Source organism: Ensifer sp. GW821-FHT05G01 (assembly GCF_059419585.1).
In genome coordinates this window covers 270,817-294,432 of the sequence record NZ_JBWKSC010000005.1, presented here as the reverse complement: position 1 = coordinate 294,432, position 23,616 = coordinate 270,817, and the positions used below count along the sequence as shown (strand labels likewise).

At 62.7% G+C, this 23,616-nt stretch carries 21 protein-coding genes; 14 read left to right on the top strand and 7 right to left on the bottom strand.

The window, feature by feature from the left end; genetic code table 11:
- Positions 1-330: 330 nt before the first annotated feature.
- Positions 331-1,071, top strand: coding sequence for a helix-turn-helix transcriptional regulator (locus tag AC07UR_RS15110; protein ID WP_112806667.1), 741 nt, complete (start codon positions 331-333; stop codon positions 1,069-1,071).
- Between the two features lie 115 nt (positions 1,072-1,186).
- Entirely contained in the window at positions 1,187-4,645 is a 3,459-nt protein-coding gene (gene pyc / locus AC07UR_RS15105; RefSeq protein WP_209790387.1) for a pyruvate carboxylase, read from the top strand.
- Positions 4,646-4,948: 303 nt separating this feature from the next.
- Here the strand turns inward: pyc and AC07UR_RS15100 are convergent, their stop codons facing one another.
- The 3 genes from AC07UR_RS15100 to AC07UR_RS15090 all read right to left on the bottom strand — a co-directional run bounded on the left by AC07UR_RS15100 (position 4,949) and on the right by AC07UR_RS15090 (position 7,268).
- Positions 4,949-5,710, bottom strand: coding sequence for an amino acid ABC transporter ATP-binding protein (locus tag AC07UR_RS15100; RefSeq protein WP_209790388.1), 762 nt, complete (start codon positions 5,708-5,710; stop codon positions 4,949-4,951).
- On the bottom strand, positions 5,707-6,387 hold the full coding sequence (locus AC07UR_RS15095; protein ID WP_077500952.1) for an amino acid ABC transporter permease: 681 nt from the start codon (positions 6,385-6,387) through the stop codon (positions 5,707-5,709). Before AC07UR_RS15095 ends, AC07UR_RS15100 begins: the two co-directional genes overlap by 4 nt.
- 107 nt (positions 6,388-6,494) lie before the next feature.
- Positions 6,495-7,268, bottom strand: a complete 774-nt coding sequence (locus tag AC07UR_RS15090; RefSeq protein WP_209790389.1) for an amino acid ABC transporter substrate-binding protein — start codon at positions 7,266-7,268, stop codon at positions 6,495-6,497.
- Between the two features lie 271 nt (positions 7,269-7,539).
- Between AC07UR_RS15090 and AC07UR_RS15085 the strand changes: the two genes are divergently transcribed.
- From AC07UR_RS15085 to ispG, 4 genes are all read left to right on the top strand, one after another.
- Positions 7,540-8,322, top strand: a complete 783-nt coding sequence (locus tag AC07UR_RS15085) for a DeoR/GlpR family DNA-binding transcription regulator (protein WP_209790390.1) — start codon at positions 7,540-7,542, stop codon at positions 8,320-8,322.
- Positions 8,319-8,705 carry a VOC family protein gene (locus AC07UR_RS15080; RefSeq protein ID WP_209790391.1) on the top strand — a complete coding sequence of 129 codons (387 nt, stop codon included), beginning with the start codon at positions 8,319-8,321 and terminating at the stop codon, positions 8,703-8,705. Before AC07UR_RS15085 ends, AC07UR_RS15080 begins: the two co-directional genes overlap by 4 nt.
- 32 nt (positions 8,706-8,737) lie before the next feature.
- Positions 8,738-9,922: an MFS transporter gene (locus tag AC07UR_RS15075; RefSeq protein ID WP_209790392.1), complete on the top strand. Its 1,185-nt coding sequence runs from the start codon at positions 8,738-8,740 to the stop codon at positions 9,920-9,922.
- 190 nt (positions 9,923-10,112) lie between these two features.
- A complete protein-coding gene (ispG, locus tag AC07UR_RS15070) occupies positions 10,113-11,366 on the top strand; it encodes a flavodoxin-dependent (E)-4-hydroxy-3-methylbut-2-enyl-diphosphate synthase (protein ID WP_209790393.1) in 1,254 nt (417 codons plus the stop codon).
- A 42-nt stretch (positions 11,367-11,408) separates the two neighbouring features.
- On the opposite strand, the gene AC07UR_RS15065 is transcribed toward ispG, so the two are convergent.
- The 3 genes from AC07UR_RS15065 to AC07UR_RS15055 form a co-directional block, all read right to left on the bottom strand.
- Positions 11,409-12,050, bottom strand: coding sequence for a LysE family translocator (locus tag AC07UR_RS15065; protein WP_209790394.1), 642 nt, complete (start codon positions 12,048-12,050; stop codon positions 11,409-11,411).
- Between the two features lie 83 nt (positions 12,051-12,133).
- A complete protein-coding gene (gene hisC, locus AC07UR_RS15060) occupies positions 12,134-13,189 on the bottom strand; it encodes a histidinol-phosphate transaminase (protein ID WP_173418390.1) in 1,056 nt (351 codons plus the stop codon).
- A 3-nt stretch (positions 13,190-13,192) separates the two neighbouring features.
- Entirely contained in the window at positions 13,193-14,107 is a 915-nt protein-coding gene (locus AC07UR_RS15055; protein ID WP_209790395.1) for a polyprenyl synthetase family protein, read from the bottom strand.
- A gap of 173 nt (positions 14,108-14,280) precedes the next feature.
- Between AC07UR_RS15055 and mtgA the strand changes: the two genes are divergently transcribed.
- The 4 genes from mtgA (at position 14,281) to AC07UR_RS15035 (ending at position 16,749) form a co-directional block, all read left to right on the top strand.
- A complete protein-coding gene (gene mtgA / locus AC07UR_RS15050) occupies positions 14,281-15,027 on the top strand; it encodes a monofunctional biosynthetic peptidoglycan transglycosylase (protein WP_209790589.1) in 747 nt (248 codons plus the stop codon).
- Between the two features lie 75 nt (positions 15,028-15,102).
- Complete coding sequence (locus AC07UR_RS15045; RefSeq protein ID WP_209790590.1) at positions 15,103-15,750, top strand: glutathione S-transferase family protein; 648 nt, start codon at positions 15,103-15,105, stop codon at positions 15,748-15,750.
- Positions 15,751-15,909: 159 nt separating this feature from the next.
- Positions 15,910-16,095 carry a 50S ribosomal protein L32 gene (gene rpmF, locus AC07UR_RS15040; RefSeq protein ID WP_025425225.1) on the top strand — a complete coding sequence of 62 codons (186 nt, stop codon included), beginning with the start codon at positions 15,910-15,912 and terminating at the stop codon, positions 16,093-16,095.
- A gap of 252 nt (positions 16,096-16,347) precedes the next feature.
- Complete coding sequence (locus AC07UR_RS15035) at positions 16,348-16,749, top strand: hypothetical protein (protein WP_173418388.1); 402 nt, start codon at positions 16,348-16,350, stop codon at positions 16,747-16,749.
- A gap of 61 nt (positions 16,750-16,810) precedes the next feature.
- On the opposite strand, the gene phaR is transcribed toward AC07UR_RS15035, so the two are convergent.
- Positions 16,811-17,389 carry a polyhydroxyalkanoate synthesis repressor PhaR gene (gene phaR, locus AC07UR_RS15030; protein ID WP_077500885.1) on the bottom strand — a complete coding sequence of 193 codons (579 nt, stop codon included), beginning with the start codon at positions 17,387-17,389 and terminating at the stop codon, positions 16,811-16,813.
- A gap of 223 nt (positions 17,390-17,612) precedes the next feature.
- Between phaR and AC07UR_RS15025 the strand changes: the two genes are divergently transcribed.
- The 4 genes from AC07UR_RS15025 to AC07UR_RS15010 all read left to right on the top strand — a co-directional run bounded on the left by AC07UR_RS15025 (position 17,613) and on the right by AC07UR_RS15010 (position 23,611).
- The gene (locus AC07UR_RS15025; RefSeq protein ID WP_173418387.1) at positions 17,613-18,794 is read left to right on the top strand and encodes an acetyl-CoA C-acetyltransferase; all 1,182 of its coding nucleotides are present in this window, start codon (positions 17,613-17,615) and stop codon (positions 18,792-18,794) included.
- Between the two features lie 11 nt (positions 18,795-18,805).
- Positions 18,806-19,165, top strand: a complete 360-nt coding sequence (locus tag AC07UR_RS15020; protein WP_209790396.1) for a hypothetical protein — start codon at positions 18,806-18,808, stop codon at positions 19,163-19,165.
- Positions 19,166-19,182: 17 nt separating this feature from the next.
- Positions 19,183-19,908 (top strand): beta-ketoacyl-ACP reductase, encoded by a 726-nt coding sequence (locus AC07UR_RS15015; protein WP_209790397.1) that lies wholly within the window; start codon positions 19,183-19,185, stop codon positions 19,906-19,908.
- 688 nt (positions 19,909-20,596) lie between these two features.
- Positions 20,597-23,611, top strand: coding sequence for a helicase-related protein (locus AC07UR_RS15010; RefSeq protein WP_209790398.1), 3,015 nt, complete (start codon positions 20,597-20,599; stop codon positions 23,609-23,611).
- Positions 23,612-23,616 lie beyond the last annotated feature (5 nt).

The following is a 23,616-nucleotide window of genomic DNA, read 5'->3' as shown; positions in this document are numbered from 1 at the left end:
GCGTACGCCTCAACAAACTCCGGCAGCCGGGCACGAGGCTCGATTCTGCCGGCCGTCAAGGCCGCTGTGGGACGATCATTGGCGATATCCTAGGGAAATCAGAAACTTGAGACGGCTTTGACGGCGGAACCCCGTTTGCCCATCGGCGGGCTTGGTGCGGGTATTCATAGTTTGCTATCTTTTCCGTCCAATTCCGATTTCTTGCGATTTCCGCACAAGACCGGGCATGGTATGTCGAATTATCGCGGGTGCAACATGAATGGCCCCTGAACGGCTCATTCATGTCCGGTTTGCGGGCCCCGCACGCCTGTTCTACCTGGAAGGTGATCCATGAATATCACGCTGCTCGTGCAATTTCTTGCGCTGATCGAAGAGATGAAGACGCGCGAAGAAATCGTGCCGGAATTCGAACGGTTGCTCGACCGCTGCGGCTTCGACTTCTATGGTGTCGTCCGGCAGCCGAAGCCGCACGAAAATCCGCTGAGGCTGCTGCTCGCCGGTCGCTGGCCGGAAGGCTGGCCGCAGATCTACATCCGCAAGAAGTATGTGGTGATCGATCCGACCATCCGCTACCTCGGCCACGCCCAGCGCGGTTTCCGTTGGCGCGACACGCTGTTTGCCTTCCGCTCCGATCCGCATCGCAAGCGCATGGAAAGCATGATGATCGAGGGCCGCAACCACGGCCTTCACGATGGCTACATCTTCCCGGTGCACGGCCGCCGCGGCCTGCTCGGCAACCTGACGGTGGGCGGCCGGGTCGTCGATCTCAGCCCCGTCGAGATCAGCCTGTTCGACCAGATCGCCAAGCGCCTGTTCTGGAAGCTGCTCGAACTGACCGACCCGGAGATCTCGGCCGATCTCGCATCCCGCGTCGAAGTACAGATGACGCGACGCGAAATGGAAGCGCTCAATTATCTGGCCGACGGCATGACCTCGAACGACATCAGCAAGGTGCTCGACATCTCCAGTCACACGGTCGACTGGTACATGAATGGCATCCAGGAGAAACTGAAGGGCAAGAACCGCCATCACGTCGTGGCGATTGCCTTCCGGCTAGGACTGATTTCCTGATCCAATTCTCTCGGATTTCTGCTCGACTCTGAAATTGCGCTTCATTCTGCGACCCGCTAATACTTCATTTCGCGGGTGCAGCATTTCCCGCGTTTCAAGTCTTGAGGAGTCCGACTTGCCCATCTCTAAGATCCTTGTTGCCAACCGTTCTGAAATTGCAATCCGCGTGTTTCGCGCGGCCAATGAACTAGGTCTGAAAACGGTCGCGATATGGGCTGAAGAGGACAAACTGGCGCTGCACCGCTTCAAGGCGGACGAAAGTTATCAGGTCGGCCGCGGCCCGCATCTGGCGCGCGACCTCGGCCCGATCGAGAGTTATCTGTCGATCGAGGAAGTGATCCGCGTTGCCAAGCTTTCCGGCGCGGATGCCATCCATCCGGGCTACGGCCTGCTGTCGGAAAGCCCTGAATTCGCCGAGGCCTGCGCGGAGGCGGGCATCACCTTCATCGGCCCGAAGCCGGAAACCATGCGCCAGCTCGGCAACAAGGTTGCCGCCCGCAACCTCGCGATCTCGATCGGTGTCCCGGTGGTGCCGGCAACCGAACCGCTTCCCGACGACATGGCGGAAGTCGCAAAGATGGCCGAGGCAATCGGTTATCCGGTGATGCTGAAAGCCTCCTGGGGCGGCGGCGGGCGCGGCATGCGCGCGATCCGCGACCCGAAGGACCTTGCTCGCGAGGTAACCGAAGCCAAGCGCGAGGCCAAGGCCGCCTTCGGCAAGGACGAGGTCTATCTTGAAAAGCTGGTCGAGCGTGCCCGCCACGTCGAAAGCCAGGTGCTCGGCGATACCCACGGCAATGTCGTGCATCTGTTCGAGCGCGACTGCTCCATCCAGCGGCGCAACCAGAAGGTCGTCGAGCGTGCGCCGGCGCCCTATCTCAGCGCCAGCCAGCGCGAAGAGCTTGCCGCCTATTCCAAGCGCATCGCCGAGGCGACGAACTATATCGGTGCCGGCACCGTCGAGTATCTGATGGATGCCGACAGCGGCAAATTCTATTTCATCGAGGTCAACCCGCGCATCCAGGTCGAGCACACGGTGACCGAGGTCGTCACCGGCATCGATATCGTAAAGGCGCAGATCCACATCCTCGACGGCTACGCTATCGGCACGCCGGAATCGGGCGTGCCCTCGCAGGAAAACATCCGCCTCAACGGCCACGCGCTGCAGTGCCGCATTACCACGGAAGATCCGGAGCAGAACTTCATTCCGGACTATGGCCGCATCACCGCCTATCGCGGAGCCACTGGCTTCGGCATCCGTCTCGACGGCGGTACGGCCTATTCGGGTGCGGTCATCACCCGCTACTATGATCCGCTGCTGGAAAAGGTGACGGCCTGGGCGCCAAATCCGGACGAGGCGATCCAGCGCATGATCCGCGCGCTGCGCGAATTCCGCATCCGCGGCGTGGCGACGAACCTAACCTTCCTCGAAGCCATCATCAGCCACCCGAAGTTCCACGATAACACCTACACCACCCGCTTCATCGACACGACGCCGGAGCTGTTCCAGCAGGTGCGCCGCCAGGATCGCGCCACCAAGCTCTTGACCTATCTCGCCGACGTCACCGTCAACGGCCACCCGGAAGCCAAGGGTCGGCCGCGTCCGTCGGACGAGATTGCGGCTCCGGTCGTGCCGTTCATCGGCGGCGAGATCAAGCCAGGCACCAAGCAGAAGCTCGACGAGCTCGGCCCGAAGAAATTTGCCGAATGGGTCAGGGCGCAGCCGCAGGTGCTCGTCACCGACACGACGATGCGCGACGGCCACCAGTCGCTGCTCGCCACCCGCATGCGCACCTACGACATCGCCCGTGTCGCCGGCACCTATGCCCGCGCGCTGCCCAACCTGTTCTCGCTCGAATGCTGGGGTGGGGCGACATTCGACGTTTCGATGCGCTTCCTGACCGAAGATCCGTGGGACCGGCTGGCACGCATCCGCGAGGACGCGCCGAACCTGCTCCTGCAGATGCTTCTGCGCGGCGCCAACGGCGTCGGTTACAAGAACTACCCTGACAACGTCGTCAAATACTTCGTGCGCCAGGCGGCACGGGGCGGCATCGACGTCTTCCGCGTGTTCGACTGCCTGAACTGGGTCGACAACATGCGCGTGTCGATGGAAGCGGTCGCCGAAGAGAACAAGATCTGCGAGGCGGCGATCTGCTATACCGGCGACATCCTCAACGCCGCGCGGCCCAAGTACGATCTGAAGTACTACACCGCGCTTGCCGCCGAGCTGGAAAAGGCCGGCGCCCACATCATCGCCGTCAAGGACATGGCTGGACTGCTGAAGCCGGCCGCCGCCCGCGTGCTGTTCAAGGCGCTGCGTGAAGCGACCGACCTGCCGATCCACTTCCACACCCACGACACCTCGGGCATTGCGGCTGCCACCGTGCTTGCGGCCGTCGATGCCGGCGTCGACGTCGTCGACGCGGCGATGGATTCGCTGTCCGGCAATACCTCGCAGCCCTGCCTCGGCTCGATCGTCGAAGCCTTGCGCGGCTCCGAGCGTGATCCGGGCCTCGATCCCGAATGGATCCGCCGCATCTCGTTCTATTGGGAAGCCGTGCGCCACCAGTACGCAGCCTTCGAGAGCGATCTCAAGGGCCCGGCGTCCGAAGTCTACCTCCACGAAATGCCGGGCGGCCAGTTCACCAATCTCAAGGAGCAGGCCCGCTCGCTCGGTCTCGAAACCCGCTGGCACGAGGTGGCGCAGGCCTATGCCGACGCCAACCAGATGTTCGGCGATATCGTCAAGGTGACGCCGTCGTCGAAGGTCGTCGGCGACATGGCGCTGATGATGGTCAGCCAGGACCTGACCGTCGCCGATGTCGAGAACCCGGCCAAGGACATCGCTTTCCCGGAGTCTGTCGTGTCGATGCTGAAGGGCGATCTCGGCCAGCCTCCGGGTGGCTGGCCCGAAGGCCTGCAGAAGAAGGCGCTGAAGGGCGAGAAGGCCTATGTGGTGCGCCCGGGTTCGCTGCTGGAAGCCGCCGACCTCGACGCAGAGCGTAAGGTCATCGAAGAGAAGCTGGAGCGCGAGGTCAACGACTACGAGTTCGCCTCCTATCTGATGTACCCCAAGGTCTTTACCGACTATGCGCAGGCAGCCGAGACCTATGGCCCCGTCAGCGTGCTGCCGACGCCGGCCTATTTCTACGGCATGGCGCCGGGCGAAGAGCTGTTCGCCGACCTCGAAAAGGGCAAGACGCTCGTCATCCTCAACCAGACCCAGGGCGAGATCGATGAGAAGGGCATGGTCAAGGTGTTCTTCGAACTCAACGGCCAGCCGCGTCCAATCAAGGTTCCCGATCGCAACCGCGGCGCCTCCAGCGCCATCCGCCGCAAGGCGGAGGCCGGAAACGCCGTGCAACTCGGCGCGCCGATGCCAGGCGTGATTTCGACGGTGGCGGTCCATGCAGGCCAGGCGGTCAAGGCCGGCGACGTGCTGCTGTCGATCGAAGCGATGAAGATGGAAACGGCGCTGCACGCGGAGAAGGACGGCACGGTTGCCGAAGTTCTGGTGCGCGCCGGCGACCAGATCGATGCCAAGGACCTGCTGATCGTCTTTGGTGGCTGAGGCTTTCGACGAGATTAGACAAGAACGGCCGGACGCGAGTCCGGCCGTTTTTTTGCGCGATGAGAAGAATAAAAACTCCACCCCGACATCCGCCTCTCTCCGTCGTCATCTTCGGGCTTGACCCGAGGATCCATTGAGACAGCGGCGATAATCCGCGGTTGCCCGATGCGTCTCAGGGCGCGACGAAGGCTGCGGGTTGTGGTGTGGATCCTCGGGTCAAGCCCGAGGATGACGATGGAGAGAGGCGGAGAATGACCGGAGGGGAGCCTCGCCTCCATCCACCATGCCCCCCTGAGACGCCGCTCAGATATCGTAGCTGTGCGGTGCGCTCAGCGAGGCGATGAACTTCTTGGTGCGCTCGCGCTCGGGCGTCGAGAAGATGGTTTTCGGGGCGCCGCTTTCGACGATCACGCCGCCGTCGAGGAACACCACCTGGTCGGCGACGCGCGAGGCGAGCCGGAGGTCGTGCGTCGCCATCACCATGGTCGTGCCTTCGCGGGCAAGCCGGCTCAATACTTCGACCACTTCCTCGGCCAGTTCCGGATCGAGCGCCGAGGTCGGCTCGTCGCAGAGAAGGACGCGCGGCGATGGCGCCAGCGCGCGGGCGATCGCCACGCGCTGCTGCTGGCCACCGGAGAGCGTTGCCGGCCAAGCATCGGCCTTGTGGGCCATGCCGACCTTTTCCAAAAGCTCCATGGCCCGCGCCCGCGCTTTGTCTGCGGGCCATTTCAACACCGTGACGAGGCCCTCCATGACGTTTCCGAGAGCGGTCTGGTGCGGGAAGAGCTGAAAGTTCTGGAATACCATGCCGGTCTGGCGGCGCAGGCGCTGGATCGCCTGCCAACCCGTCTTGCGGCCGGGCTGAAACTCGATCTTGTCGTCGCCGAGCCGGATCGAACCTGATGTGGGTATCTCGAGCAGGTTGATGCAGCGGAGAAGCGTGCTCTTGCCGCCGCCAGACGGGCCGACCAGTGCCGTCACTGTGCCCTCCGCCAGCGTCACGGAAATGTCCTTCAGCACCAGATTGTCGCCGAAGCGCTTTTCGATATGGGAAAGTTCGATCATGTACGCGCCTCCAGGAAGCCGCCATAGCGGGCGAACCGGCGCTCCAGCCGCACCTGCAGAGCTGACAGGACCGAGCTCATGGCGAGATAGATCAGCGCCGCCTCGATATAGAGGATCAATGGCTCGTAGGTGGTGGCGACGATGCGCTGCGCCGTCTGGAAAAGCTCCGGCACGGTGATCGCGGCCGCCAGTGACGTATCCTTCACCAGCGAGATGAAGGTGTTCGACAACGGCGGCACGGCAACGCGGGCTGCCTGCGGCAGGATCGTGCGCCGCATCGCCTGGCTCCAGCTCATGCCGATGGAATAGGCCGCTTCCCACTGTCCGCGCGGCACAGACGAGATCACCGCGCGGATGATCTCCGAGGTATAGGCGCCGACATTGAGCGTGAAGCCGATCAGCGCTGCCGGAAAGGCGTCGAGCAGGATGCCCATGCTCGGCAGGCCATAAAAGATCACGAACAGCTGGACGAGCAGCGGCGTGCCGCGGATGACCCAGACATAGAACCGGGCGACGGCGACGACGGGCGCCGGGCCGAACAGGCGGGCGATTGCGGTCGCGAGGCCCAGCGTCAGCCCGAGAATGAAGGAAAGCAGCGTCAGCGGGATGGTGAATGTCAGCCCGGCCCACAGCAGGGACGGCAGCGAATCCAGCATGAGTTGGAGCCAGGTGGGCAAGGGACAGGCCTTTCGAAAAAGCGCGATCCGCCCCGGGGACCGGAACGGATCGCTTTTCATAACCGAGAATGGCCGGCGGAGAAACCGGCGCTGATCTCAGCCCGATGTTACTTCGAGACGTCGGCGCCGAAGTACTTCTGGGAGATCTTCTCGTAGGTGCCGTCGGCCTTGATCTCGACCAGCGCCTTGTTGATGGCTTCGAGCAGTTCCGGCTCGTCCTTGCGGATGATGATGCCGGAATAGTCGGCGTCGGCCTTCTCGGCGGCGATCTTCACGTTGGCATCCGGCTTCTGCTTCTTGAAGTCGAGGAAGGAGAGGCTGTCGTTGATGGTCGCATCGGCGCGGCCGGTCAGAACCAGCTGGATCGACTGGTCGAAACCGTCGGTGCCGACGAGCTCGGCGCCGGAGGCCTGCGCCAGCTTGCCGAAGTTGCTCGTCAGCGATTGGGCGGACTTCTTGCCCTTGAGGTCGGCGAAGTCCTTGATCTCGGCGTCGTCACCCTTGACGATCAGGACGGCCTTGGAGGCGATGTAGGGCTCGGAGAAGTCATACTTCTTCTTGCGCTCCTCGGTGATGCCGACCTGGTTGATGACCGTGTCGTAGCGGTTGGCATCGAGGCCGGCGATCAGGCCGTCCCACTTGCCTTCCAGGAACTCGGCCTTGACGCCCAGCTTCTCGGCAACGGCCTGGCCGATCTCGACGTCGAAGCCGACGAGCGCGCCTGACTTGTCGTGGTAGGTGAAGGGCGCATAGGTGCCCTCGGTGCCGATCTTCAGAACGCCGGCGGACTTGATCTGGTCGAGGTTCTCACCGGCCTGAGCGGGCACGAGGGCGGCAACCTGCAGGAGGGCGGCGGTAAAGAGCGTGGGGAGGAGTTTCATCGTGTCTTTCCATCTTTCTAAGTTCCGGCCCGTCGTCCGGATTGAGGGGAGAATCGCACAAAAAAACCGGCGCTTGAGCGCATAAAACTCCAATTCCTGAGCGTTTTGATGAAGATTTTTCCCCGGATTGGGAGAATTTTCATCCAAAATGCGCGCCTGTCGCCAAATCTGGCCGTTTTCGATTTTGTCGCGCCGGTGCAGTTGAAATCGCTTTCAAAATTCGCTATGCACATTTTCATCGATTCATGCACGTTTATGCACGATTGGCGAAATGTCGACAGACCTTCTTCTTCGAGAGCGAAAGACACTGATCCAGGAGCGGCTGAAGGCCGACGGCCGGGTGCTGGCCGCAGACCTTGCTGCAGAGTTTCGGGTGTCTGAAGACACGATCCGGCGCGACCTGCGCGAGATGGCGGCAGCGGGCCTCTGCGAACGTGTCTATGGCGGGGCGCTGCCGCTTGCGCCGAGTTCACTGACCTTGAGCCAGCGCGTGGCGATGGCGCCGGAGCGAAAGGCTGCCCTTGCCCGCGCCTCGGTTGGCTTCATTGCGCCCGATAGCACCGTGTTCCTCGATGCTGGCTCGGCCAACCTCGCCATCGCCCAGCTGATCGCGCCGGACCTGAAGGCGACGATCGTTACTAACACGCCGCTGATTGCCGCCGCCCTGATGGAAAAGCCTGAAATCGACCTGATCCTCGTCGGCGGCCCGCTCAACCGTGCCGTCGGTGCGGCCGTCGGCGCGCGGGCGCAGCGCGATATCGAGCAGCTTCGACCTGACCTCTGCATTCTCGGCACCTGCGGCGCCGATGCAGAGGCGGGCCTGACGGCGATCTATTTCGAGGATGCCGAGTTCAAGCGGCTGGTGGCTTCCCGCAGCCGCGCCCTGCTCGTCGCCGTTACCAACGACAAGCTCGGCACGGCCGCCTCCCATACGGTCGTCGGCATCGACCAGGTGACGACGCTGGTGCTGGAGGCAGATGCGCCGGCGCATCACGTGACCGCCTTCGAACGCTCAGGAACGACCATCATCACAGCGGAGGCAAGCGACCGATGAGCATTGCGCATGTGGCTCTTTGGACGAGGGATCTGGAGGCTGTTGCCGCCTTCTGGTCGCGCTTTCTGGGCGCTGGCGTCGGCGAGATCTACGAAAGTCGCCGTCGGCCAGGCTTCCGCTCCCGCTTTCTGACGCTCGGTGACGGGCCGGCGATCGAGATCATGGAGGGCCCCTGGGTGGCGCCGGCCGATCCCCAAGGCACCGAACGCACCGGTCTTGCCCATGTGGCCCTGTCGCTCGGCAGCGAGGCGGCGGTCGACGCGATGGCGGCCCGGGCGGTTGCCGAGGGCATTCTGGTAGCGCCGGCACGGTGGACGGGAGACGGCTTCTACGAGGCGGTGCTTCGCGACCCCGACGGCAATCTGATTGAAATCACCATTTGAGCCGGCGGCTTCCGGCATAGAGGCATAGATCCATGGACCAACGTTCCCCTTCCACTGCCGTTCGGCAAGGTTACATGACCCGAAACCGGCTCGCCGTGTCGCTGCTGTTCCTGATGAACGGTTTCGTCACCGGAAGCTGGGCCCCGAAAATCCCCGAATTCAAGGATCGCCTGGGCATCAGCGAAAGCGTGCTCGGTCTGCTCATCCTGATGTTCGGCATTGGCTCCCTGGTGCTGATGCCGATCGCCGGCGGATTCATCGCACGGGTCGGCTCGCAGAAGGTGGTCAAGGTCACGGCTATCCTGCTGTCGCCGCTGCTGCTGCTTTTGACGTTGCTGCCGAATGTCTGGGCCGCGGCCGTTGGAATGTTCCTGCTCGGCGGTTTCGTCGGCGCGATGGACGTGGCCATGAATGCCAATGCGGTTGAGGTCGAAAAGTCGATGCGCCGCGCCATCATGTCCTCCTGCCATGCCTATTGGAGCCTCGGCGGCCTGATCGGCGCCGGCATCGGCGGCTTCCTGATGGCGCGTTTCGGCGTCCTGCCGCATGTCCTCGTCGTAACAGTGCTGTCGCTGACGGTCATTGCCATTGCCTGGCCGATGATTCTTGCCGACCAGCCGCACCCGGCAGCCACCAAGGAAAAACTGCGCCTGCCGATGACACCGCTTCCCTGGCTGATCGGCATCATGGCGCTGTTTTCGATGGTGCCGGAGGGAACCGTGCTCGACTGGGGCGCGCTCTACCTGCGCAACGAACTCGGCGCTTCGGTCGAACTGTCGGGCTTCGGCTTTGCCGCCTTCTCGGCGACCATGGCGACGATGCGCTTTGCCGGTGACCACGTGCGCGACCGTTTCGGCGCCAAGCGCACGCTCCGCATCTGCACGGTGACTGCCCTTGTCGGCATGGTGCTCGCAGGTCTTGCGCCCAATGCCTACATTGCCATCCTTGGTTTTGCGATCGCCGGCATCGGCATCTCCAACATGGTGCCGATCGCGTTCTCGGCCGCCGGCAACATGCCGGGTCTGCAGCCCGGCATCGGGCTTTCGGTCGCGACCTTCATGGGTTACTCCGGCATGCTGTTCGCACCGTCGCTGATCGGCTTCGTCGCCGAGCATACCGGCTTTGCGATCATCTTCGCCTCAGTGCCGGTGTTGTTCATCGTCGTGCTCATGCTCTCGCATCACGCGCACCATGCGGACCACGCAAAGGGGCATTGAGGCCGGGCGCGCGCCATCAAATCGCCGTCAGGGCATGATGTCGCCGTTGACAACGATGCTTTCCTCATCCACCTGATGGACGAAAAGCAACAGTGGGATGGGAAGAAATCCAAGCGGTTTCCGCCTGCATCCCGCGCTGAAACGATAAGACCGGGTCACGACGTGTGACCTGGGGGACCAAGAGGCCTTCATGTCTGCCGCCTTCGATTTTGATCCGCAGCCCCGCCGCGCGTCCGTCGCCGTCGATGTCGGCGGGGTCATAGTGGGTGGGGGCGCGCCGGTGGTCGTCCAATCGATGACCAATACCGACACCGCCGATATCGACGGAACGGTGGCGCAGGTGGCCGCCCTTCACAAGGCCGGCTCGGAGCTGGTTCGCATCACCGTCGACCGCGACGAGAGTGCTGCCGCCGTGCCGAAGATCCGCGACCGGCTCGAGCGCCTCGGCCTCGATGTGCCGCTCGTCGGCGATTTTCATTACATCGGCCACAAGCTGCTTGCCGACCATCCGGCCTGCGCCGAGGCGCTGGCGAAGTACCGCATCAACCCGGGCAATGTCGGCTTCAAGGACAAGAAGGACAAGCAGTTCGCCGAGATCGTCGAAATGGCGATCCGCTACGACAAGCCGGTGCGCATCGGCGTCAACTGGGGTTCGCTTGACCAGGAACTTTTGACGCGGCTGATGGACGAGAACCAGGCGAACGGCTTTCCGCTGACGGCCCAGCAGGTGACGCGCGAGACGATCGTGCAGTCGGCGCTGCTGTCGGCCGAGCTTGCCGAAGACATCGGCCTTGCCCGCAACCGCATCATTCTTTCGGCCAAGGTTTCTGGCGTCCAGGACCTGATTGCCGTCTACGCCATGCTGTCGACGCGCTCCGATCATGCGCTGCATCTCGGCCTTACCGAGGCCGGCATGGGCACCAAGGGTATCGTCGCCTCGTCGGCCTCGCTCGGTATCCTCATGCAGCAGGGCATCGGCGACACCATCCGCATTTCGCTGACGCCGGAGCCCGGCGGCGACCGCACCCGCGAGGTGCAGGTGGCGCAGGAGCTGCTGCAGGTCATGGGCTTCCGCCAGTTCATTCCGGTCGTTGCCGCTTGTCCCGGATGTGGCCGCACGACCTCGACGGTCTTCCAGGAACTCGCACAGAAGATCCAGGACGACATCCGCCGCAACATGCCGGTCTGGCGCGAGAAATACCCTGGCGTCGAGGGCCTGAAGGTCGCGGTCATGGGCTGCATCGTCAACGGCCCCGGCGAAAGCAAACATGCCGATATCGGCATCTCGCTGCCGGGCACCGGCGAAACGCCCGCGGCTCCCGTCTTCATCGACGGCCAGAAGGCGATGACGCTGCGTGGCCCCAACATCGCCGGCGATTTCGAGACGTTGGTTTCCGACTATATCGAGAAGCGTTACGGCCAGGGTCAGGCCGCGGCCGAGTAAGCGGTCAGAGCCGTTCCCGCCCGGAAGCGTCAAGGTTCAGATCTACAGCCGCGATGTCAGCAGCTTCAAGCCGGCAAAGGCGAAGAAGCCGGCCATCAGGCTTTCGATCAGGCGTTTCGACTTGAGATAGGCGCGGTGCACCGGCGACAGCGAGAACACGAGTGCGAAGCCGCAGAACGTGATCAGGCCAAGCACCATGCAGCCGCCGATGAAGATGGCAGTGACGCCGACGGGCGCACCCTCGGGCATGCCGAGCGAGACCAGCATGATCCAGGAGAAAATCGCCTTCGGATTGGTCAGGTGAATGCCGAGCCCCTTGAGGTAGAGCCGCTTCAGTGACGTTTGTGCCTTGGCCACGGCGACGATCTCGCTTCTGTCGCTTCGCATGGCTGCGCGTAGCGCATTGTAGGCGAGCCAGAAGAGATAGCAGGCGCCGGCGATTTTTAGCACGATGATGGCGTGGCCATAGGCGCGGATCAGCGCCGAGAGGCCGGACGCCGTAAGCATCGCCCAGGTATAACTTCCGGTGAGAACGCCCAAAGCGAGCGCAAGGCCGGCCTTGCGCCCCTCGCTGACCGAGGTGGTGATGATCGCGAGGATCGCCGGTCCGGGCGAAGCGGTCGCGATCAGATAGGCTGTCCAGGCGACGAGAAGCTGCGGCAGATAGGGCGTCGGGTCGAACATGCGAAAAAGCTCCAGCTCAGTCGCCGGAGGCTAGATCAGTTCATCGCCTGTTTGAAACGGCGAAATGTGACCGTGACAAGATCTCAGAGGATCTCGTCGAGCGCCTCGACCAGCCGTGCGCATTCGGCATCGGTGCCGATGGTGATGCGCAGGAAATCGCCGATCCGCGGCTTGGCGAAATGGCGCACCAGCACGGCGCGCTCACGCAACGCCTGCATCAGCGTCTCTCCGGAATGGCCGGGATGGCGGGCAAAAACGAAGTTCGCCTCGGAGGGCAGCACCTCGAAACCGCGCTCGGTCAGCTGATCGGTCAAGCGCCCGCGCGATGCGATGATCTTCTCGCGCGTCGCCTCGAACCACGCCTCGTCCTCGATTGCGGCGGTTGCCCCGGCCTGGGCAGGGCGGCCGAGTGGATAGGAATTAAAACTGTCCTTCACCCGCTCCAGCGCCTCGATCAGCGGCCGCTGGCCGATGGCGAAGCCGACGCGCAGGCCGGCAAGCGCGCGGGATTTGGAGAAGGTCTGGACCACCAGCAGGTTTTCGTATTTCGGCACCAACGCGATCGCCGACTGGCCGCCGAAGTCGATATAGGCTTCGTCGATGACGACGGGCTGATCCGGATGAGCTGCAACGAGCCGCTCGATCTCGGCAAGCGGCAGACCGATGCCGGTTGGTGCATTCGGGTTCGGCAGGATGATGGCGCCGCAGGGCCTTTCATAGTCGGAAAGGTCGATGCGGAACTGCGCGTCGAGCGGCACTTCTACGGCGTTGATCGCAAACAGCCGGGCGTAGGTCGAGTAGAAGCTGTAGGAGATGTCGGGGTAGAGCAGCGGAGCGTCGTGCTTCAGCAGGCCCGCGAAGATGTGGGCCAGAACCTCGTCCGAACCGTTGCCGACAAAAACCTCGCTTGCGGTGAGGCCGTGACGGGCGGCGATCGTTTCACGCAGGCGAAGTGCCAGCGGATCCGGGTAGAGCCTGAGATCGCCGTTGGCGGCTGCGGTGACGGCGCTCAGAACCTTGTCCGAAGGGCCGTAGGGGCTCTCGTTGGTGTTGAGCTTGACGAGGTTGGCGATGCGCGGCTGTTCGCCCGGCACATAGGGCTTCAGCGTCGAGACGATGGGCGACCAGTATTTGCTCACGGTTCAGTTCCTGCGATTGGCGATGAAGCGGGCAGTTTCGGCAAGGATCGACGAGCGCGCGCCATAGGGTTCGAGCAGCGCTTCGGCCTCCGCCACCAGTTGTTCCAGCCGGGTTTCGGCCCAGGCCTGTCCGTGCAGCGCAACGAGCGTGCCCTTGCCGCGCGCAGCGTCCTTGCCGGTTGCCTTGCCCATGGTCTCGGCGTCGGCCGTCAGGTCGAGCAGGTCGTCGGCAAGCTGGAAGGCGAGGCCGATCTTTTCGCCGAAGCTGCGCAGACGCTGACGGTCGGTGGCGTCGGCACCGGCGACGATCGCGCCCGCTTCGCAGGCAAAGCGCAGCAGCGCGCCTGTTTTCATCGCCTGCAGCGTAACGATGCCGGCTTCATCGGGAGCGGATTTCTCGGCTGCCAGATCAAGCGCCTGCCCGCCTGCCATGCCGCCATGACCGGCAGCGCGCGAAAGCGCCAAAACGAGTGCGGTCTTCTGCACGTCGGCAAGCGGCGTTTCCGGCGAGGCGACGATGTCGAAGGCGAAGGTCAGAAGGCTGTCGCCGGCGAGAATGGCCGTGGCCTCGTCAAAAGCCTTGTGCACGGTCGGCTGGCCGCGCCTGATATCGTCGTCGTCCATCGCCGGCAGGTCGTCGTGAACCAGCGAGTAGCAGTGTACGCATTCGAGCGCCGCACCCACGCGAAGGGCTGCATCGACGCTGCCGCCCAGGAGATCAGCGCATTCGATCACCAGAAACGGCCGCAGCCTCTTGCCGCCGTTGAGCACGCCATGGCGCATCGCGCCGAGCAGGTTTTCCGGCCGAACGATCTCGTCGGGTTCGGTGCTCAAACCCAAAAGGCGTCCAAGCAGCGTCTCGATTGCGAGCGCGTTGCGCTTCAGTCGGGTCTCGAAGGTCGGTGTTTCCTGTCTCATGCTGCGCTCTTTGGCATGCGCGAAAGCCGCTTTCAACGGGCTTTCGTGTCGCGGCAGTGCGCTTTGTCGAGGACAGAGCTGTGAGTGCCTTGCCTTTTGCCAGAAAGCCCGTTCAACTTTGTGAGCCCATGCACTAAGAGAAACGGATGGACAGAGAGGTGGACAGTCAGGCCGTGGACATCGTTCCCGAGGCGCGTGAGGAGGGCGATATGCCCGCCAGTCGCTGGTCGTCCGTCCGTCGGACGTGGCGCCTGCACCGCCGTCGCATCGTTCTTGCCGTTGTCGGCCTCGTGCTTCTGCCCTATGCGCTGATTGCGCTCTACCTCATCGACTTCATTCGTCCGGTCTCGACGCTGATGCTGCGCGACCTCGTGCTGCTGCGCGGCTACGACCGGCAGTGGGTCGAGTTCGATCAGATCGCGCCGGTCTTGGTGCAGTCGGTGATGATGTCCGAGGACGGCCAGTTCTGCATCCACGACGGCGTCGACTGGGGCCAGATGCGCGGCGTGGTCGAAGACGCGCTCGAGGGGGAATCGACGCGCGGCGCCAGCACCATCCCGATGCAGACGGTGAAGAACCTGTTTCTCTGGAACGGTCGCTCCTTCGTTCGCAAGGCGATGGAACTGCCGCTCGCCATCGCCGCCGATTTCGTCTGGAGCAAGCAGCGGATGATGGAGATCTATCTGAACGTCGCCGAATGGGGTGACGGCATCTACGGCATCGAGGCGGCCGCCCGTCACCATTTCGGCGTGTCCGCGGCCAAGCTTTCGCGGCGGCAGGCAGCCCTTCTTGCGGTGTCGCTGCCCAATCCCAAGGAACGCAACGCCGGCAAGCCGGGGCGCGGACTGAAGCGCCTGGCATCGTTGATCGAGCGCCGCGCCAGCCGGTCTGGCGAATACATCACCTGCCTTTATGATTGAGATGACGTCTATTCATTGGTCCTGATGTTCGCCGTGGCCTAAGGGTTACGACCGGATACACAGGGAGACCCAATGATGGACAAGCTCGTTCTCTACGTCGGCAACAAGAACTATTCGTCCTGGTCGCTGCGGCCGTGGCTGGCGCTGGAGGCTGGCGGCATAACCTTCGAGGACGTGGTGATCCCCTTCGATTTCGCCGCCGGAAACCCGAAGCTGCGGGAAATTTCGCCGACCGGTCGCGTGCCGCTTCTCATCCATGGCGACACGAAGATCTGGGAATCTCTGGCGATCATCGAATATGTCGCCGAGCTCTTTCCGCAAGCGGGACTATGGCCGGCCGGCCAGCAGGACCGGGCGCGGGCGCGCAGCTATGCCTGCGAAATGCTGTCCGGCTTTCGCGCCTTGCGTGGCGCCTGCCCGATGAACATTCGCCGAAAGAAGCAGGCACTGGCTGTCTCCGACGAGGTGCGCGCCGACGTCGCCCGCATCGAGACGATCTGGGCAGAAGCGCTGGCGCGCTCCGGTGGTCCGTTCCTGTTCGGGTCGTTTACGGCTGTTGATGCGATGTACGCGCCTGTGGTTAACCGCTTCGACGTTTACAATCTCGTTCGCGATCCGACGACTTTGGGGTATATCGAACGGATGAAGGCGCACCCGGCGTTCCGGAAATGGGAAGCGGCCGCACGCGCGGAACCGTGGATCGTTGCCGAGGACGAAGTCTGATTCGATCTTCCTCGAGCGAGGAGTCGAAAAATTGCGCTCGGGGACTGGTCAAGTGGCAGTTCGCCATGTATAAGCGCGCCAAATTTCCGTGATTAACATCTGTTTTATACGGCCATTTCGGCTGCTGAACAGTGTTTTGCCCGATAAGTGGAGAATGAAATGGCTGTACCTAAAAGAAAAACGAGCCCGTCCAAGCGTGGCATGCGCCGTTCTGCCGACGCCCTGAAGACGCCGACCTACATCGAAGACAAGAACTCCGGTGAACTGCGTCGTCCGCACCATATCGACCTGAAGACCGGCATGTACCGTGGTCGCCAGGTTCTGACCCCGAAGGAAAGCGCATAAGCGCTGACATTGGCGGACCGAGTTAAAGGGCTGGCTTTGCCAGCCCTTTTCTTTTGCGGGGCCTGACACCGTATCGACGGAGACGTTGGGTTATAGCAATACCGCTTGGTCCTGCAGCGCTGCGCGACCGTTCAGACGGGCAAGGATCGCTGTGGCACTTTGATTTGCTGCGCCATGCAGCAAGGAAGCTGGTGATCTCGGGCGTCACGGGGCGCATGGCGATCACGCATCGAAGAGGGAGCGCATTTTTCCATGCTTGCCGCCATTCCATTGCTGATCCTGCCCTTTGCCATCTACAATCTCGCCATGCTCGGCCTCTTTGGCGGCACGGCCGGGCTTGATGCCGGCGTGATGTCGCTGTCGATGCTTTCCGGCGCGACATGGGCGATGAGCTTCGGCGACCTCCTGATCGTCGTGGCCCTGCTTCTGCTTTTCGCGGAAATTCTGAAAGCGACCCGGACCGGCACGCGGGCACTGATGGACCATCTGCTGTCGATGGTGCTGTTCATCGCGTTTCTGGTCGAATTCCTGCTGGTTGCGCCTGCGGCCACCCAGATCTTCTTCATCCTGATGACGATCAGCTTCATTGACGTCATCGCCGGTTTCTCCGTGTCGATGCGCACGGCCGGCCGGGATGTCTCGATCGGTCTTTGAAGTGGACTGAGGAGCGTTCACGCCGCGCCTCGATGAGGATCGCGGCGTTGTCGCGACTGGCTTAGCCGAGATTGTCGAGTTTGGTCTGAAGGGCGCGCAATTGCTCCTTCAGTTCGTCGATATCCTTGGCTTCCGCCTTCTTGGTCTCCTTGACCGGAGGCGAAGCGATGAACGGCGAAAACATCTGCATCGCCTGATGGAACATCTCGGTGTTGCGGCGAACCTGTTCTTCGACCAGTTGCAGCGGGGCCTGCAGGTTCTTGCCAAGCGGCGTGTCGCCGAAGGCCTTGTTGATCTGCTCGCGCATCTGCACCTGCTGCTCGGTAAAGGCCTGCATCGAGTGCTCGAGATAGCTCGGTACGACCATCTGCATCTGGTCGCCATAGAACGAAATCAGCTGGCGCAGGAATGAGATCGGCAGCAGCGTGTTGCCGGTCTTGGATTCCTGCTCGAAGATGATCTGCGTCAGGACCGAATGGGTGATGTCTTCGCCTGATTTGGCGTCCTGTACGGTAAATTCGTCGCCCTTCTTCACCATCACTGCCAGGTCGTCGAGCGTGACGTAGGTGCTGGTCCCGGTGTTGTAGAGCCGCCGGTTCGCATATTTCTTGATTACGATCTGGCCGTCATTCTTCGCCATCAGGCTCTCCTCAATTACCCGCGGTCCGTCTTTTTCTACTTTTCAGAGTATCCGCAAACGAACACCGCTGACAATGTCTTTGTGCGATGCGACGACGCAAGTGCGAAATCTCACGGTCGGCGCGCCATGACGGTTTTGCGGCAGTGCATCAAGGCGTTTGACTTGCGCTCCGCGCTTTGCCAGTCTGCTGCCTGACCGCAAGAAAATCTGAGGAAACGTCCCCATGAGCAATCCCTCCATCGTGATCGCCAGCGCGGCCCGTACCGCCGTCGGATCCTTTAACGGTGCCTTCGGCAACACGCCGGCCCACGAGCTTGGCGCCGCCGTCATCAAGGCGGTGCTCGAACGCGCCGGCGTCGAGGCAAGCGACGTCGACGAAGTTATCCTCGGACAGGTGCTGCAGGCAGGCGAAGGCCAGAACCCGGCCCGCCAGGCCGCGATGAAGGCGGGCATTCCGCCGGAAAAAACCGCCTGGGGCATGAACCAGCTCTGCGGTTCGGGCCTGCGCGCCGTCGCGCTCGGTATGCAGCAGATCGCCAACGGCGATGCCGATATCATCATTGCCGGCGGCATGGAATCGATGTCGATGGCGCCGCACTGCTCGCACCTGCGTGGTGGCGTGAAGATGGGCGACTTCAAGATGGTCGACACGATGATCAAGGATGGCCTGACGGACGCCTTCTACGGCTACCACATGGGCATCACGGCAGAGAATGTCGCGCGCCAGTGGCAGCTCACCCGCGAGGAGCAGGACCAGTTCGCGCTCGCTTCGCAGAACAAGGCCGAGGCCGCCCAGAAGGCCGGCCGCTTCGCCGACGAGATCGTTCCCTTCGTGGTCAAGGGCCGCAAGGGCGACGTCGTCGTCGACCAGGACGAATATATCCGCCACGGCGCCACGCTCGACCAGATGACCAAGCTGCGCCCGGCCTTCGACAAGGAAGGCACGGTGACCGCCGCTAACGCGTCCGGCCTCAATGACGGTGCCGCCGCCACCCTGCTGATGACCGAGGCCGAGGCCGCCAAGCGTGGCATCAAGCCGCTCGCGCGCATCGTTTCCTGGGCAACGGCCGGCGTCGATCCGCAGGTGATGGGCACGGGCCCGATCCCGGCATCGCGCAAGGCGCTTGAGAAGGCCGGTTGGGCGATCGGCGACGTCGAACTCGTCGAAGCCAACGAAGCCTTCGCGGCCCAGGCCTGCGCAGTCAACAAGGACCTCGGCTGGGATCCGTCGATCGTCAACGTCAACGGCGGCGCGATTGCGATCGGCCATCCGATCGGCGCCTCCGGTGCCCGCGTTCTCAACACGCTGCTGTTCGAGATGAAGCGCCGCGGCGTTTCCAAGGGCCTCGCGACGCTCTGCATCGGCGGCGGCATGGGTGTTGCCATGTGCGTCGAGCGCCTCTGACCGGCCGCCGCATGCGTCATGTCAGCGGATTGATCCTTTCAGTCCTGTTCGTCGCCTCTTCGACGGGTCATGCGTTTGCGGCGTCCTCGCCGTTCGACCAGGAAAAGGTGGTACAGTGCATGCTGGACCACACGACGGCCGACGACGAAACCGTGTTCAAGAACCTGCTGGTCGCGGCGCTCAACGATGACACCAGCGGCGTCAAATCGCATATCGTGCAGGTGAGCAGCCTGTTGATGAACCTCGCGCTGACTAAGTGCGAGGTCGCAATGTCCATGCTTGCTGATCCGCAGTTTCAGGCCGCAGCCGCGACCTACGGGCAGCATCTGGGCGAAAAATTGATGAAGAAGGCCTTTGATAAACTGAATTAATCAAGCGGGAGGCGAACATGAGCAGGGTAGCATTGGTTACGGGCGGGTCACGCGGCATTGGCGCTGCGATTTCCATCGCGCTGAAGAATGCCGGATACAAGGTTGCTGCCAACTACGCCGGCAATGACGAGAAGGCAGAGGCCTTCAAGGCGGAGACCGGCATTCCGGTCTACAAGTGGGACGTCTCCAACTATCAGTCCTGCGTCGAGGGCATCGCGAAAGTCGAAGCCGACCTCGGACCGGTCGAGGTGCTCGTCAACAACGCCGGCATCACCCGAGACGCCATGTTCCATAAGATGACGCCGGAGCAATGGGGCGAGGTGATCAACACCAACCTGACCGGCCTGTTCAATATGACCCACCCGGTCTGGACGGGCATGCGCGACCGCAGCTTCGGTCGCGTGATCAACATCTCGTCGATCAATGGCCAGAAGGGCCAGATGGGACAGGCGAACTATTCCGCCGCCAAGGCCGGCGATCTCGGCTTTACCAAGGCGCTCTCCCAGGAAGGTGCTGCCAAGGGCATCACCGTCAACGCGATCTGCCCGGGTTACATCGGCACGGAGATGGTGCGGGCGATACCGGAAAAGGTCCTCAACGAGCGGATCATTCCGCAGATCCCGGTCGGTCGCCTCGGCGAGCCGGAGGAAATCGCTCGCTGCGTGGTTTTCCTCGCATCCGACGATGCCGGTTTCATCACCGGCTCGACGATCTCTGCCAACGGCGGACAGTTTTTCGTCTGATCCGCGCGATCGCTCACAGTTTCGACGGCGCTCCGACGTGGGCGCCGTTTTGTTTTTCAGCGGCTACTGCAGGCGACGTTGGAAGGTTAACGGCACACAGGAATTCCATCCGAGATCGGGAGAAAATTGGTCCTGGGCCTGTTACTCGCCATGGCACTGGATACTATATCTTGTGGAGAACAAAAATCGAACGTTGGGATGTCAGCGATTCGTCTCCGATTCGTTCCGGCTTTGGTCGATGTGTTAACGCAGCGATTCGCATTCCCCGATTCCGATGAATCAGCGAGATTCTTCGGTTAAAATTTCCTAAACTTTCCAGAGTCTTGGATTCCGAATCCTTTGCCTCTTTTAACGCTTCGGCAATAGCGATTAACGCCTGCCACACGCTCGGCACACCCCGTTGGCGAAGTGATTCAGCATCTGGTGCGACATTGGCAGTTGAAATCTATATGTAGCCGTGAACATACAGTGAATCGACTGGAGTCAGCGATTCGTCGCCGATTCGTTCCATGGCTGTTCCAGACCTTAATTTCGCACGTCCAGATATGGTGGTGCGGACTGGTTCGGATTTGTCTGGAAATGGTTTTAGTTGTCGGCGCCCCTTGCGTTTGCTGCGGTGCGTGGGCATGTGTTTGCCGCCGGCGCGTAAAGGCGCCTCTTATGTTTCTGAATGCCCGGGATCGATGACGTGTCCGTTCACCCCATGATCCTGAGCGGCCGCGGTGTCACCGCGGTGCTCGGGCCAACCAATACCGGCAAGACGCATTATGCGATCGAGCGCATGATCGCGCACGACAGCGGCGTCATCGGGCTGCCGCTGCGCCTTCTGGCGCGCGAGGTCTATACGCGCCTGGTCGAAAAGGTCGGTCATCACAACGTCGCGCTGATCACCGGTGAGGAAAAGATCACCCCGCACCGTGCCCGCTATTCGGTCTGCACCGTCGAGGCGATGCCGCGCGAGACGACGGCATCTTTCGTCGCCATCGATGAAGTGCAGCTTGCCGGCGATCTCGAGCGTGGCCACATCTTCACCGACCGGCTGCTCTATCTGCGCGGCCGCGGCGAGACGTTGCTGCTCGGGGCTGCAACGATGCGGCCGATCCTCGAGCAGCTGTTGCCGGGCATCACCGTCGTCGAGCGCCCGCGCATGTCCCAGCTGCTCTATGCCGGATCGAAGAAGATCACCCGCCTGCCGCCTCGTACGGCGATCGTCGCCTTCTCGGCCGACGAGGTCTATGCGATCGCCGAGCTGATCCGCCGCCAGCGCGGCGGTGCCGCCGTCGTGCTCGGGGCGCTGTCGCCGCGCACGCGCAACGCCCAGGTCGCGCTCTACCAGGAAGGCGACGTCGAATTTCTGGTGGCGACAGACGCGATCGGCATGGGCCTGAACCTCGATGTGGACCATGTCGCCTTTGCGCAGGACCGCAAGTTCGACGGCTACCAGTTCCGAAACCTCAATCCGGCCGAGCTGGCGCAGATCGCCGGACGCGCCGGGCGGCATCTGCGCGACGGTACCTTTGGCGTCACCGGCCGGGTCGATCCGTTCGACAACGAGCTGGTGCACCGCATCGAGGCGCATGAGTTCGATCCGCTCAAGGTGCTGCAGTGGCGCACCAAGGCATTCGACTATGCGTCGCTTGCCGCCCTGAAGCGTAGCCTCGATGCCGCGCCGACAATTTCGGGGCTTGCGCGCGCACTACCTGCGGTGGATCAGCAGGCGCTCGAACATTTGTCGCGTTATCCCGAAGTGGCGGATCTCGCGACCACCCCGGACCGGGTCGAGAAATTGTGGGAAGTCTGCGCATTGCCGGATTATCGCCGCATTACACCGGCTCAACACGCCGATCTGATCTCGACGATCTATGCCGATCTCGTTCGTCGCGGTACCGTGAACGAGAATTTCATGGCCGAACAGGTCAGGCGGGCGGATTTTACCGATGGCGAGATCGACACACTTTCGGCGCGAATCGCGCAGATCAGAACCTGGACTTATGTGTCGAACCGGCCCGGTTGGCTTGCCGATCCGACACACTGGCAAGAAAAGACGCGGGAAATTGAAGATCGATTGTCCGACGCACTACATGAACGGTTGACGAAACGCTTTGTTGATCGCAGGACATCTGTGCTCATGAAGCGCCTGAGAGAGAATGCTATGCTGGAAGCTGAAATCAGTGTGAATGGTGACGTCTTCGTTGAAGGCCATCACGTAGGACAACTAACCGGTTTCCGGTTTACGCTGGCGACCGGCGGAGACGGACCGGACGCCAAGGCTGTGCAGGGTGCTGCGCAGAAGGCGCTGGCGCTCGAGTTCGAAGCGCGTGCGGCGCGTCTGCACGCCTCCGGCAATGGCGACCTTGCGCTGTCGTCCGACGGCCTCGTGCGTTGGCTCGGAGATCCCGTGGCCCGGCTGACCGCCAGCGACCACGTCATGCGTCCGCGCGTCATCCTGCTTGCCGACGAGCAGCTGCAGGCCAATGCGCGCGAGCATGTCGTCGCCCGTATCGAGCGCTTCGTGAACCATCATATCGGCACCGTGCTGAAGCCGCTCGACGATATTTCGCGCGCCGAGGATCTCGAGGGTCTCGCCAAGGGCCTGGCATTCCAGCTCGTCGAAAATCTCGGTGTGCTGTTCCGTCGCGACGTCGCCGAGGATGTGAAGTCGCTGGACCAGGACGGCCGCGCTTCGATCCGCAAGTACGGTGTCCGCTTCGGCGCCTACCACATCTTCCTGCCCGCTCTGTTGAAGCCGGCTCCGGCCGAGCTGATCACCTTGCTCTGGGCGTTGAAGAATGACGGCCTCGACAAGGCGGGCTACGGCGACCTGATTCCGATGCTGGCTGCCGGTCGCACGTCTGTTGTCACCGATCCCTCGTTCGAGCGGACCTTCTACAAGCTCGCGGGTTTCCGTTTCCTCGGCAAACGTGCCGTTCGCATCGATATCCTCGAGCGTCTGGCTGATCTCATCCGTCCATTGCTGCAGTGGAAGCCGGGTGTGCAGCCGCGTCCGGAAGGGGCCTATGACGGACGCCGCTTTACCGCGACCACCTCGATGCTCTCCATTCTCGGCGCAACGCCTGACGATATGGAAGAAATCCTCAAGGGTCTTGGCTACCGTGCAGACAGCGTGAAGGCCGAAGACGCAGCCGCGTTCCTGGCAAGCCAGGGCGGCGCTGTCGCCGCTCAGGCAGAGCCTGCTGCCGAAGTGGCTGCCGATCACGACGATGCGGATGCAAGCGCAGACGCCGAGCCTGCGGCCGAAGCAGAGGCATCAGCCTCTGCCGAACCTGCGGCCGTCGAAGGCGAAGCGGTCGCTGTTCAGGCGCCCGCGGAAGACGGGGCCGAGGCTGTCGAAGCCAAGCCGGTACTCCTCTGGCGTCCAGGCACCCGCCAGGACAACCAGCGTCAAGGCGGCCGTCCTCAGGGCGATCAGCGCCGTGGTGGCGGTCCGCGCCAGGGCCAAGGTCAAGGCGAAGGACGTGAAGGACGCGAAGGCGGCCGCAAGGGCGGTGCACCCGCCCGCGGCAAGCGCCACGACGGCAAGCCCGAGGGTGGCCAGCGGCAGGATCGCCACGATCGTCACGATCGCGGCGGCAAGCCCAACGCTGCCAAGTTCGAAGCCCGGCCGCCGCGCAAGGAGAAGCCGATCGATCCGGATTCGCCCTTTGCCAAGCTTGCTGCTCTCAAGGAGCAGATGAAGAAGTAGGATCG